Source organism: Sphingopyxis sp. JAI128 (genome assembly GCF_014207235.1).
Lineage (GTDB): Bacteria > Pseudomonadota > Alphaproteobacteria > Sphingomonadales > Sphingomonadaceae > Sphingopyxis.
In genome coordinates, this window is sequence record NZ_JACHDA010000001.1 from 604,024 (window position 1) to 616,790 (window position 12,767).

Here is a 12,767-nt window from a genome sequence, read left to right on the forward strand (position 1 = left end):
GTTGATCGGCGGCGGGGGCCGCGTTCGGGGCAGGCGCGGACGCCGCGGAGAGGAAAAGCATAACGTCGCGGGTGTTTGATCGCAAGAAACGGGGCGCGCCAGACAGGAGGGAATGGCAGGGCCGGTGCCATGATCGCGACGGAAACGACAATCGATATGCGCCTTGCCGCGCCGGACTGGGATGCGGTTGCGGCGGCGCTCGACCGCGAAGGATGGGCGGTGCTGCCGCACCTGCTCAGCGGCGGCGAATGCGATGCGCTCGCCGCGCTTTATGCCGAAGAGGCTGGATTTCGCAGCCATGTCCATATGGCGCGACACGGATTCGGGCGCGGCGAATATCGTTATTTCGCCTATCCGCTCCCGCCGCTCGTGGCCGCGCTGCGCGGCGCATTATATCCGCGGCTCGCGCCGGTCGCGAACCGCTGGCACGAACGGATGGGGATGGCGGGGCGCTTTCCGCCGGACCATGCCGAATTTCTGGCGCGTTGCCATGGTGCGGGACAGCGGCGGCCCACGCCGTTGCTGCTGCAATATGGGCCGGGCGATTATAATTGCCTGCATCAGGACCTGTATGGCGAGCATGTCTTTCCGGTGCAGGCGGCGGTGCTGCTGTCGACGCCGGGCGCCGATTTTACGGGCGGCGAGTTTGTGCTGACCGAGCAGCGGCCCCGCATGCAATCGAGAGCCGTCGTTGTGCGGCTGGCCAAGGGCGATGCTGTGCTTTTTGCCGTGAGTGCCAGGCCGGTGCGCGGCGGACGCGGCGATTACCGGGTGGCGATGCGGCACGGGGTCAGCGAAGTGCGCTCGGGGCGGCGCCACACTTTGGGGGTAATCTTCCACGACGCGGCGTGACCCCGCGCGGCGGGGCGTCCGACCCGGCGCGACGTTCAAGCGGCGCCGGGTAGAGACAGATCAGGCGAGGTTGAGTTCGACGTCGATATTGCCTTCGACCGCCTTCGAATAGGGGCAGATCTTGTGCGCGAGGTCGACAAGTTCGCGCGCCGTGTCGCGATCGACGCCGGGAACCGAAATGTCGAGGCGCGCGCGCAGGACGAGGCCGTCGGCGCCGCGGTTCAAAAGGTCGATCGTCGTATCGGCCTCGGGGCTGGCGGGCAGCGCCACTTTTTTCTGCGACGCGGCGAGTTCGAGCGCCCCGATAAAGCAGGTCGACCAGGCGGCGGCGAAAAGATTTTCGGCGGCCGGGTGCGGCTGGGGCAGCGCGATGTCGAGCACGCCGTTAGAGCTGCGGGCGTAGCCATGCTTGCCGCCTTTGACGTGAGTGGTACCGGAGAAGAGAATTTTGTCGGCCATCGTCGGGATCCTTTTCGGGTTATGATCGCATCCGTATTAATCGGATGCGATTTAATTAAGCGAGTCGCAGCGCAAGATCAAGCGTGCACGCTTAAATCGCACGCGAATTATATACAAAGCATTGATATGAAACGAGTAAAATTTCTGTGGTCGCCCCAGGGAGGAATATGATGTGCGCGAGCCCCTTCACCCATGCCGTCACGTCTTGCGGCTGCCCGCCCGCAGGATTACTCCGCATGGCATGAGCGACGCCAAAATCTTCATCAGCGCGAACGATCTGCTCGCCGATTCCTTCCGCCTCGGCATGCAGGTCCTGGACAGCGGGTTCAAACCGACGCATCTCGTCGGCATCTGGCGCGGCGGCGCGCCGGTCGGCATCGCGGTGCAGGAACTGCTCGATTACCACGGTCACCACTGCGACCATATCGCGATCCGTACCTCGTCCTACCACGGCATCGACAAGCAGGACGCGCACGTCAAAGTCTTCGCGTTGGGTTATCTGATCGACACGCTGAACCCCGAAGACCGTCTGCTGATCATCGACGATGTTTTCGATTCGGGGCGCAGCATTCGTGCCTTCGTCGCCGAACTCAAGGCGCGCTGCCGCCACAATATGCCGCACGACGTCCGCATCGCGACCGTCTGGTTCAAACCCGACCGCAACGTTACCGATCTTCGTCCCGATTTCTTCGTCCACGAAACCGACCGGTGGCTGATCTTCCCGCACGAGGTCGACGGGCTGACGATCGACGAAATCCGGCAACACAAGCCCGAAGCGGCGATCATCCTGCGCGAAGAGGAAGCGTCCCATGGCTGAAGCATTTTTATCGTCCGAAGAGCGCGCCGCCTTCATCGGCGGCCTGCCCAAGGCCGAACTCCATCTGCATATCGAAGGTTCGCTCGAACCCGAACTGATGTTCGAACTGGCGCAGCGCAACAATGTCGCCATCCCTTTCGCCAGCGTCGACGAGGTGCGCGCCGCTTACGCCTTCTCGAACCTTCAGGATTTCCTCGACATCTATTATCAGGGGATGGGCGTCCTTCACACCGAACAGGATTTCCACGATCTCACCGCCGCCTATCTGGCGCGCGCGCATGCCGACGCCGTCCGCCACGTCGAAATCTTCTTCGACCCGCAAGGGCATACCGACCGCGGCATTGCTTTCGAAACCGTCGTCTCCGGCATCACCCGCGCGCTCGACGACGCGCGGGTGCGCTATGGAATGACCTCGAAACTCATCATGTGCTTCCTCCGCCACCTCAGCGAAGCCGAGGCCGAAAAGACGCTCGACGAAGCCTTGCCACATCTCGACCGCATCGACGGCGTCGGCCTCGATTCGTCCGAAGTCGGCCATCCGCCGGCCAAATTCCGACATGTTTTCGCGCGCGCCCGCACCCTCGGGCTCAAGCTCGTCGCGCATGCGGGCGAAGAAGGCCCGCCCGCTTATGTCCGCGAAGCGCTCGATCTTTTGAAGGTCGACCGCATCGATCATGGCAACCGCAGCCTCGAAGACCCGGCGCTCGTCGCCCGCCTCGCCAGCGAAGGCATGACGCTCACCGTCTGCCCGCTATCGAACCTCAAGCTCTGCGTGGTCGAGGACATCGCTGCCCACCCGCTACGCACGATGCTCGACGCCGGGCTCCGCGCGACGGTGAACAGCGACGACCCCAGTTATTTCGGCGGCTATGTGAACGCCAATTACCTTGCCGTCGCCGACGCGCTCGACCTGTCGAAAAACGATCTCATCACGCTCGCGCGCAACAGTTTCACCGGCTCGTTCCTGGACGACATCGACAAGGCGAAACACCTCGCCGCGATGGACGCCTACGCCTGAAGCCGATCCCGGCTAGGTCCGCAAACGACCGGAATCGGACCTTTTGACCTATCCTGATCCGTTCGCATCGAGCGAAGTCGAGATGCCCCTCGGGCAAGGCGCCGCGCCGATGGGTGTCTCGATTTCGCTCGACACGAACGCACAGAGAGGAACACCGAACCGCCACCCCAAATCCGTCGCCTGCAAAAAGGGTCTTTCCTACATTATCCGGCTATGCCAGCCTTCATCCCGGCTCTTTCACCCGGTAGAAAAAAGCGATGGTCGGGCGGTTTTTGCACGCGATCGCGGTCGGTCGCGTCCCGCATCCCTGCAGCGTCAAATCGGGCAGCGTACAAGGCTGACCTTTACTGAACTTTGGACAGGGGCACAGGCGAGCGCTGCGACTCACCCCCGAGCCAACGCCTGCTGCCAATCTGATCAAGCGGCAAGCAATACGCCGTGATAGGCGCGATCCTCGAACGCCAGCCCCGCCCCCATCGCGACGCAGATCAGCGCGTCTTCGGCGACCTGGACATGAAGCCCCGTCGCCTCGGAGATTGCGACGTCCATCCGCCGCAGCAGCGCGCCGCCGCCCGTCAGCATGATACCGTAATCGATGATGTCGGCGGACAATTCGGGGGGCGTCTGCTCGAGTGCCGCGCGCACGGCGGCGACGATCTGTCCGACGGGTTCGGCCAGCGCGTCGGCGACCTCGGCTTCGGACACGCGAACTTCGGACGGACGCCCGTTGACGAGGTCGCGCCCCTTCACCCCCATCACAATGCCTTCGCCGTCGGGCGGTGTCGCGCACCCGATCGCCAGCTTGACCCGCTCCGCCGTCATCTCGCCGATCATCAGATTGTGCTTGCGGCGGATATAGGAGGATATCATGTCGTCCATCTTGTCGCCGCCGACGCGCACCGAATTGCTGTAGGCGATACCGCCCAGCGACAGGATCGCGACTTCGGTCGTGCCGCCGCCGATATCGACGACCATCGCCCCCGTCGGCTGCGTCACCTGCAACCCCGCCCCGATCGCCGCCGCGAGCGATTCCTCGATCAACTGGACCGATACGGCGCCCGCATTCGACGCGGCATCGCGGATCGCGCGGCGTTCGACCATCGTCGATCCCGACGGCACGCACACGACGACATTGCTGCGTTGGCGCAGGCGGCTGGGCCCGCCCAGCGCCTTGTCGATGAAATGCTTGATCATCTGTTCGGCAACATCGATGTCGGCGATCACCCCGTCGCGCAGCGGGCGGATCGCCTGGATGTTGTTCGGCGTCTTGCCCATCATCGGCTTGGCTTCGTTGCCGACGACCTTGACCCGTCGCACGCCGTCGCGCGTCTCAAGGGCGACGACCGAGGGTTCGTTAAGGACGATGCCCCTGTCGCGCACGTAAACAACAGTGTTCACGGTTCCCAGGTCGATGGCCATGTCATAGGCGGCCGATGTGAACCGATTGAAGAATTTCATAGGGGATAGAGGCTTTCGGTCAGGGGGAGGCGGGCGCGCCTGCGGCTGAGCGCGCAACGCCCGTGCCATTCGCTTGTGATCAAGCTTCGGGGGCGTCAACCGGTGGCGGTGCAGACCGTTGGTTTCTCAGGTCCGGACGAAGTTGACCCACGGACCGGCGCCATTGTCGCACGGCTCACCGACGGGCTCCCCCTTTGAAGGGTTCAGCGGGTCGGAACGATGAACTTCAACCCATGCAGCCGGACGACCCGGTCCTCGACGCATAGCGGCGCCGCGATCAGGCGCATCCACCGTCGCGCCGCCAACGCAGGCCGGATTTCGACGTCGATCGTAAACCCACGCTGGTGGCGGATCGCATAGGCGCGCAATTTCTCCATCGCCGCGCGCGATTCCTCGGCATAGAGCGCGACCGCTTCGTCGCGGGTCACCGCGCTCCCTCTCGGGATGCCGAAGAGGTCATAAACCTCGTCGGACCATGTCAGGCTGTTATCCGACAGATCGCATTCCCAGACGCCGGGCTGCGTCGCTTTCTCTGCCGCGACCGCAGTTCCGGGAACCCAATCGAGCGTGTCATAGCCATGGACCTGACCCAGTGCGAAATGGCGCTCGCGCTCATAAAGCGCCCAGCTGTGATGGACGGGCAAGGGATGGGTCGGCTTCAACGTGCTGGTCTTCCGTCGTGTCATCCAGGGGATAAGCGACCCGCGCTTAACCAGTGATGATCCCGCTTTACAACCCGCCGGGGCTATTTCTTTTCAGGAGCGGCCCGCGCCAGCGCAATCCCGGCCAGATTTTGCGTCCGCTTGATGTGACGGATGCGGGGCGCCGGCCCCTCGCCCGCCAGTTCGCGGAACGTCCTCAGGTGCTGCACAGCGGTTCCGCGCGGCCGTGCCGCGCCATTCGCCTGGCGCACCACCGCCGCCGCATCGCCCAGCAACACGAAGTCGGCCAGCCCCCGCCTCCGCGCCAGCCGCAGCGCCGCGATCAGCCCCAGCCATTCGGCGTCCATGCTGCTTCCCGAACCGACGTCGCGGTCGATCTCGACGACCCCGCCCGCAACCACCGCGATTTCCATCGCGCCCGGATTGGGGCGGCAGCCGCCGTCGAAATAGATTTTGATCCGGCGCCCACGCATCGGACCGCCTTAGCTTGTCAAAACTTGCCGCGCACCGAAAAGGAGAAGATCGGGCCGATCAGCCGGTCGCGTTCCTCGACGAAGCTGACGGGGCTTTCGCCGCGGACGCCGGTGTAGACGGTGCGGTCGCGTTTCGACCGGGCATTGGCGATGTTGCGGATCGACGCGCGGACGGTCATCCCCATCACATTCTTGTGCTCGACGAAAACCGATGCCCACACCGGCCCTTCCCACACCTTGTCGACCTGGTTGCGGCGATAATTTGGCTGGTAGTGCGCATATTCGGCATCGCCGCCCCACGCCCAGTTGCTGCCCGGGATATCGTGGCGCAGCCCAAGGCTGATTACTGTGTCCGTAAAGCCGTTCCACTGCCTTTTCTCGCCGGTGAAGGGGTCGCGCAGCGAACTCTTCTGAAGCAATACCCTCGGTTCGAGCCTCATCCCCTTGATCCCCGCCGGATCGAGGTTGATTGTCGAAGTCCAGTCGATCGCCCCTGCTTTCGCTTTCGAGATATTGCCCACCGCTTCGCCGTTGTCGCCAATCGGGATGACGTCTACGCGGTCCTCGACATCGCGATAGATAAAGATCAGCTTGGTCGATCCCCATGCGCCGAACGCCTTGTTGATCTCGCCCTCATAAGTCCAGTCCTGCTGCGGCCGAAGGTCGTTGTTGCCCTCGTTCTGGTTGCCGTCGTTGAGGAAGGCGCGCGCAAGGAAGTCATAAAAGGACAGTTGCAGTACCCGCCGCCGGAGCTTCACCGACACGTCGAAATCGGACGAGGGCGTCCAGGCGAGCGAGATCGAGCCCTTGGGCCGGAAAAAGCTGCGCGTCAGGCCGTTGGCGCCGGTCTGGGTGATCGTCGAATGCTCGGCACCCCCGATGATCTGAACGTTCAGCTTGCCCGTCAGTTGGCGCCCGAAACTCAGCAAGCCTTCGTACCGGTCCTCGCTGACCCCGCCCGTACCCCCCTCGAACATCTGATCGACAAAGCGCCCGTCGGGGCCCAGCACCGCGATCGACGCGACATTGTCGAGCGTGTTGAACGCGCCCTCGCCGGACAATTGCCAGTCGCCACCCAGCATCTTCCATTGATATTCGCCGCGCGCGATCGTCTCGCCGATATCGCCGGTCTGCGCAAAGCGGTCGCCCGTCGCCGGCGTTCCGTCGTCGGGCATTGTGACGATTTCCTGAGCATAGGGTTCATGGCTGAACCGGCGGAGTCCGATCAACTTGAGCTTCCCCGGCCCCAGCCCCAACTGGTAATCGCCGCTGACCTCGTAATTCCAGCTGTCGGCATTTTCGCGCACCGTGCGCAGCCGGTCGGGCAACCCGGGACCGACGCGCGTGCCATCCTCGTAATAACGGTCGTACTTACGCTGATAATGGCCGCCAAGGTTTGCCACCGTATCGCCCGCGGGATCCCAGGTGATCCGCCCTGACAGCTTGGGCGTATCGTAATGCGTGTTCCAGATATCGCGGCGCCGTTCGATGACATTGCCCGCACCGTCATGGATCAATGTGGGGCCGCCCGCGCCGCTGCGCGCCGAATCGTCGTTGCTCAGCGCCGCTTCATATTCGATATCGCCGCTCCGCCCGCGCACCGACACGTCGGCACGGGTCAGCAGCGGGTCAGTGTAATGCGCGCGAAATTCGGGCTTCCACGAAAATTGTCCTGAAAAGGCATCGGCGCGATAGACGATATTGGCGACCTGCCCCGACAGACCGGGGATATCGAGCGTCGCGCCGTCGACGATCTCGATCCGTTCGACATTGCCCGCGGGAATCCGCGACAATTGCGTGTACATGTCGTCGGCCTTGTTCGACGGCCGTTCGCCGTTGAACAACACATTGCCGGTAGCCTGACCTAGCCCGCGCAATTGCTCATTGTCGCGGATCTGGAATCCGGGGACCTGGGTCAGCATGTCGTAAGCGTTGCGCGGGGCGTAGCGCGCAAAGTCAGCGGGTGCATAGACCTGCCGCGCAGCGGTGCTCGGCCCACCTGCCGGAACCTCGGTCGCCACGGGCGGCGAGGTGTCGCCCGATGGAGGCGCTCCCTGCGCCGCCACCGGAGTGGACGAAAGCGCCACCGACAAGACGGCAAGACTGATCCGGCGCATCAGTTCGCATTCCCCCCGACCGCGCGGTTCATCGCCTGCGCATAATCTCCCGTGACGCCCATTGCCTTCATTGCGACAACCTCATCGGCGTTCAGCTTTCGATATCCCGCCGCTGCGAGCCCGCGCATATAGGCGCCATCGACCCCCAGCGCCTTGCACGCGATCGCGTCTTCGATGTCGGTCAGCACGATCGCTTCGGACTTGATCTCGCGGACATAGTCGCCCGTTACGCCGAGCGCCGCCGCGGCGATCAGGTCGTCCGCCTCTTTGGGCCGCACCCCCTCGGCAATCAGCCCGTCCGCCAGCGCAACCGTCGCATCGACGATCGCCATGCTCAACTGCTCGGCCGTCGATTGGAGCGCCAGCCCGCGTTCGGCGAGCGCGCGCGTGAATGCGGTGTTGGGGGCAAAGCGGCACCGCCCCTTGCCTTCGAAAGCGCGCACGGCTTCGCCGCTGCAATCGAGCGTCCCCGCCGCATGCCGGACGGTGAAGCGCACCGGCCCGCCCTCGCCCAGCGCGTCGCGCACAGGGGCGAACTCGGGCCGCCGCGCGCCAAGCCCTGCGTCGAGCGACATGTCGCCGTTCGACAATTTGTGACGCAATTGCAGCCGCAGCTGTCCTTTGTCGCCGCCATCGGGCCTGACCTCCCAGCCGATGTCCTGCATGTGCCCGGCCTCGTCGGAACCGGGCGCGATCGCCGGCTGCATCGGCGCGGCGCCGCCCAGTGCGGACAAAAGAGCCAGGCTCGAGGCGGCGATAATGATTTTCATGGCGACATTCCTCCCTTCGCGCGCCGGGCGAGCGCCATCGCTCGCCGCGACCGCGGCAATTCCCAACGATTATTCGATTAACGGAACGCAGCTTTGGCCCGATGGCCCGCGTCAGTTCCCGGGCGGCGCCGGCGGTGCCGGCGGCTCGGGCAATTCGACCCGCGCGACCCGGCCATCGGCGCCGCGCGCCTCGATCACGCCTCCGGGACCAAAGCTGATAGTCGCGCTCTTCGGCCCCTTTGCGCCCTTACCGCCCTGGGTCGCCATCCACCCCCCCGTCGCGCGCAGCTCGATCGCATCGTCGGCGCTGCGTATCTTTACCCCGGACTTCTTCATCTCGGTGACGAAGTCGGAGTCGACCCCCATCGCCCGCAGCGCGACGACATCGTCGATATCGAGGTCGGGGAAATGGCGCTTCATGTCGCGGGCAAAGCCGGGTTCGATATGGAGCGCCGATGCACCTACCAGTTCGTCGATATCGACGCCCGGAAAGATTCCGCGCATCGTCTTGATATAAGCCGGGTCGACCCCCGCCGCCTTGGCTCCGATGATCTCGTCGGCGGTCATCGATGCGCCGCCATGTTCGCGCATCTGTGCGACATAGTCGGGGGTCACGCCAACCGCGCGCATGCTCACAAGGTCCTCGGCGCTCAGCGGTTTCGGCGGGGCGGCAGTCACCGCCGTGCTTTCGGCGGTCGTCGCGGCCACCGACCGCGATGTCGCGACCGCGATCCGTCCGGCCGACGGTGCGACCGCGGGCGCCTCCACATCGGAGAGCGGCTTGGCCGTCGCTGAAAAGGCGGCCAAAGGCGCGGTAATGCCCGCGACGATGACCAAGCTCGTCAGGACCCAACTCGCCGACGCGGGACCGCGCTTCAGGCTGCCGTCGAGGACGCGGGCGATGCGGCGCTTCAGGCTGCTCTTGCCGGGAGCGACGCCATGCGCCGCAAGCAACACCGCCTGATTGTCATGCCGCGCGGCGCCGACCAGCAGCGTCGCGTAATCGGGACCGTCGATGTCGGCCAGCAGCACCGCATCGTCGGCTGCCTCCTCGCGCAGTTGGTGGCTCTCGCGCGCCAGCATCCATACGAGCGGGTTGAACCAGAACAGCGCGCAAGCGACCCGCGACGCGAGCAGCTTCGCCCAGTCGAGCCGCGCGACATGCGCCAGTTCGTGCGCGATGATCGCTTCGGCTTCGCCCACCGCCTGAACAGCCTTCGGGCTCAGCACGATCGTCGGGCGCAGGACGCCCCAGCTGATCGGCGATCGCAGCTCGTCGCTGACCAGCAGCGCGGTGCCATGTTTGAACCCCATGCGGCGCTGCGCTTCGGCCAGCGCCGACAGCCACGATCCCTCGACCAGAACCTCGGCCCGCCCTCGCATGGCGAACAAGCGCACCACCGCCAGCAGCATCACTCCGAACAACAGCGCAAGGGGGAGTGCGTAAACAAGGAGGGCGACGTCGGAAACCGCGGGAAACATGGCCGGGACCGATCCCGCAGCCTCCGTCGGTTTGGAAACGCCCGCGTCGGCACCGGCCGCTCGCGTCGGCGTGGCGGCCCTATGATCCGCGATCGCGCCGGCACTTCTCGCCGGCGCTGCCTCGGCGGCCCAGCTCGCGGGCAGCGGCTGCCATTGCGGCAAGGCAAGGCTGGCGACGGGCAGCGCCAGCAGCGCCAGCAGCCCGATATGCGCGACCAGCGACCGCTCGCCCGCCGACCGTTTGCGCACAAGGCGCAGCAGCCCCAGCGTCAGTCCGGCGATCAGCACCGACTTCCAGGCCAGCCCGATCAGGACCGCCGTCGTCATCATCGTCCCGCCCATCACTGGTTCCTCCCCTCGCGCGCCTGTTCGATCAGCTTTTCAAGCTCGTCGAGTTCGGCACCCGTCATCTCGTCCTGCATGCCGAGCAGCGCGGCGGCGGCGCTCGTCGCCGATCCGTTGAAAAAGACGCGCACGACCTGGCTCAGCGCCGACTTGCGCGCGGTCTTGTCCGACACGCTCGGCGCGTAGACGAAACCGCGTTCGGATGCTTCGCGCGCGACAAAGCCCTTGGCCTCGAGCCGCTTCAGCATTGCGCGGATCGCGGACCCCGAGAGCGCGTCGGACAGTGACTCGCCGATCTCGGTCACCGTCGAGGCTCCACGTTCATAAAGGATATCGACGATTTCGCGTTCCCGCGGCGGTAAACTGGACAGCATCGAATCACCTCATGCGCTACATTTGTAGCGTGCTACATTTGTAGCGCCCTCTTGGCAAGCGGTTTATTCAGCTATGACGGGTAGGCGGTGCGGTTCATGTGGAGCGGGCTTGCGGCCTGCCCCGCTTTTCCAACCGTGAGAACGCCGATTGTCCGGCAAAACGAAGAAGGGCCCCGCCTCGCGGCAGGACCCTCCAACCCTCTTGAATATGGCTACGCAAGAGGAAGCCCTTCGCCTCCCCGGGTCGCGAGGTCGGCATCGGTAAGGACGGTTAGGCGACGGCAATATGATGCGCCCTAACATGGATCAATTTTCATATGCCGTTGCAGACTGTCTCTGCAACGCTAGTCTTCTTGCATGACCCATTCGACCGTGATCGTGAACGACCGCATGCAGCGAGATTATCACTATACGCGCCTCGCCCCGATGGGACAGGCGTTCGATCCGGATTTTACGCCCGAACTGACCCCTGCAGAAATGCTTCGGCTTGGGGTCTTCTGCGGCAAATATATGACCGATTGCACAGACGAATTTCCCGCAAGCTGGTTCGAGAACGCCCGGTTGGCGCCGGACCGCCCCGACTGCAGCCTCAACTATTTCGGTGTGCGTGCCGGCGTCCTGTTGCGCGTCTGGATCGAAAAGGGATGGATATATCCCGACGACCCGCGCGGATGGTTCCAATGGTATTGCCGCTATTATTCGGGACGGCGGATGCCTGACGAGGATCGCCGCCAGATCGCGCGGTGGCGCGCGTTCCGCCGCCATGCTGCGCAGATTCGCAAGCATTGCGAACCCGGCGATCCCTTTTGCCGGCCGAAACAGCGCCAGGCGCTGCTGCAATGGGCCTATGACAGCCGGCATATCTGACGCCGGGCGCAAGGGAGATTTCCCTTCGACCCGCCGCGCATTATATCGGGGGTGCTCAGCAAGGGAGTTTCCACCGCATGCCGATCATCGCCGCCCGCGTTTATCATGACGGCAAGCTCGTCCGCGATTTAGGGCCCGACGAGGCGATCCCGGAAGATTGCGACGAGGGCGATTTTTTCTGGCTTGGCCTGTACGAACCGACACCCGAGGAACTCGCCGGCATCGCCAGACGCTTCGGTCTCCATCCGCTCGCGGTCGAGGATGCGCTGAAAGCGAACCAGCTGCCCAAGATCGAAGTCTATGGCGACCAGCTGTTCGTCATCGCGCGCACCGCCAATCTCGACGCCGACACGATCCAGCCGGGCGAGACAGCCTTCTTCCTTGGTCCGCATTTCTTCGTCAGCGTCCGCCACGGGTCGGCGCGCGCGCATACTGAGATCAGGGCGCGGCTCGAAACCTTGCCCACCAAGCTTGCGCACGGGCCCGACTATGTCCTCTATGCCGTGCTCGACTTCATCGTCGACGGCTACTTCCCCGTGATCGACGCGATCGAGGACCGGATGCTGGCAGTTGAGGACAGCGTGATGGATACCCCGCTCGACGCCTGGCAAATCCGCCACCTTTACAAGCAACGGCACGAGATCATCCGGTTCCAGCGGTTCGTGGGGATGATGAAGGAGGTCGCGGGACGGCTCGCGGCCGACGACGACCTGCCGCATATCGATCCGGTGGTGCGCCCGTTTTTCCGCGACGTGTGGGACCATGTACAGCGCGCCGAATTCCGGCTATCGGGACTTCGCGACGTCGCCGCGTCGGTGATCGAAACCAACGGGATGCTCGAACAACAGCGCCAAGGCGTCATCACCCGCCAGCTGGCTGCCTGGGCCGCGATCCTTGCCGTCCCCACCGCGATCGCCGGGATTTACGGCATGAATTTCCGCTTCATGCCCGAACTCGACTGGCGGCTGGGCTATCCGTTCGCGCTCGCGCTGATCTTCGGCGGATCGGGTCTCGTCTTCTGGCGCTTCAAGCATATCGGCTGGCTCTGAGCCTTGCCGCAGCGCCGCCTATAT

Annotated in this window: 13 protein-coding genes; 5 read left to right on the forward strand and 8 right to left on the reverse strand. The window is 64.5% G+C overall.

Annotated elements, in window-relative coordinates:
• Positions 1-156 precede the first annotated feature (156 nt).
• A complete protein-coding gene (locus tag HDC35_RS02910; protein WP_184643982.1) occupies positions 157-852 on the forward strand; it encodes a 2OG-Fe(II) oxygenase in 696 nt (231 codons plus the stop codon).
• A 60-nt stretch (positions 853-912) separates the two neighbouring features.
• On the opposite strand, the gene HDC35_RS02915 is transcribed toward HDC35_RS02910, so the two are convergent.
• A complete protein-coding gene (locus HDC35_RS02915) occupies positions 913-1,311 on the reverse strand; it encodes an Ohr family peroxiredoxin (protein ID WP_184643446.1) in 399 nt (132 codons plus the stop codon).
• A 241-nt stretch (positions 1,312-1,552) separates the two neighbouring features.
• Between HDC35_RS02915 and HDC35_RS02920 the strand changes: the two genes are divergently transcribed.
• Together HDC35_RS02920 and HDC35_RS02925 are read left to right on the forward strand one after the other, a co-directional pair.
• Complete coding sequence (locus HDC35_RS02920) at positions 1,553-2,128, forward strand: phosphoribosyltransferase (RefSeq protein ID WP_184643448.1); 576 nt, start codon at positions 1,553-1,555, stop codon at positions 2,126-2,128.
• Positions 2,121-3,146: an adenosine deaminase gene (locus tag HDC35_RS02925; RefSeq protein ID WP_184643450.1), complete on the forward strand. Its 1,026-nt coding sequence runs from the start codon at positions 2,121-2,123 to the stop codon at positions 3,144-3,146. Before HDC35_RS02920 ends, HDC35_RS02925 begins: the two co-directional genes overlap by 8 nt.
• 417 nt (positions 3,147-3,563) lie before the next feature.
• On the opposite strand, the gene HDC35_RS02930 is transcribed toward HDC35_RS02925, so the two are convergent.
• The 7 genes from HDC35_RS02930 to HDC35_RS02960 all read right to left on the reverse strand — a co-directional run bounded on the left by HDC35_RS02930 (position 3,564) and on the right by HDC35_RS02960 (position 10,827).
• A complete protein-coding gene (locus tag HDC35_RS02930) occupies positions 3,564-4,604 on the reverse strand; it encodes a rod shape-determining protein (RefSeq protein WP_184643452.1) in 1,041 nt (346 codons plus the stop codon).
• A gap of 203 nt (positions 4,605-4,807) precedes the next feature.
• The gene (locus tag HDC35_RS02935; RefSeq protein ID WP_184643454.1) at positions 4,808-5,266 is read right to left on the reverse strand and encodes a hypothetical protein; all 459 of its coding nucleotides are present in this window, start codon (positions 5,264-5,266) and stop codon (positions 4,808-4,810) included.
• Positions 5,267-5,349: 83 nt separating this feature from the next.
• Positions 5,350-5,739: a ribonuclease HI gene (locus HDC35_RS02940; protein WP_184643456.1), complete on the reverse strand. Its 390-nt coding sequence runs from the start codon at positions 5,737-5,739 to the stop codon at positions 5,350-5,352.
• 17 nt (positions 5,740-5,756) lie between these two features.
• Positions 5,757-7,856 (reverse strand): TonB-dependent siderophore receptor, encoded by a 2,100-nt coding sequence (locus HDC35_RS02945; RefSeq protein WP_184643458.1) that lies wholly within the window; start codon positions 7,854-7,856, stop codon positions 5,757-5,759.
• On the reverse strand, positions 7,856-8,626 hold the full coding sequence (locus tag HDC35_RS02950; protein ID WP_184643460.1) for a hypothetical protein: 771 nt from the start codon (positions 8,624-8,626) through the stop codon (positions 7,856-7,858). The genes HDC35_RS02945 and HDC35_RS02950 overlap by 1 nt, the downstream gene beginning before the upstream one ends.
• A gap of 111 nt (positions 8,627-8,737) precedes the next feature.
• Positions 8,738-10,450, reverse strand: a complete 1,713-nt coding sequence (locus HDC35_RS02955; RefSeq protein WP_184643462.1) for a M56 family metallopeptidase — start codon at positions 10,448-10,450, stop codon at positions 8,738-8,740.
• A complete protein-coding gene (locus tag HDC35_RS02960) occupies positions 10,450-10,827 on the reverse strand; it encodes a BlaI/MecI/CopY family transcriptional regulator (protein ID WP_184643464.1) in 378 nt (125 codons plus the stop codon). Before HDC35_RS02960 ends, HDC35_RS02955 begins: the two co-directional genes overlap by 1 nt.
• 357 nt (positions 10,828-11,184) lie before the next feature.
• On the opposite strand from HDC35_RS02960, the gene HDC35_RS02965 reads away from it, so the two are divergent.
• Positions 11,185-11,694 carry a hypothetical protein gene (locus HDC35_RS02965; RefSeq protein ID WP_184643466.1) on the forward strand — a complete coding sequence of 170 codons (510 nt, stop codon included), beginning with the start codon at positions 11,185-11,187 and terminating at the stop codon, positions 11,692-11,694.
• A 77-nt stretch (positions 11,695-11,771) separates the two neighbouring features.
• Complete coding sequence (locus tag HDC35_RS02970) at positions 11,772-12,743, forward strand: magnesium and cobalt transport protein CorA (protein WP_184643468.1); 972 nt, start codon at positions 11,772-11,774, stop codon at positions 12,741-12,743.
• Positions 12,744-12,767: the final 24 nt, after the last annotated feature.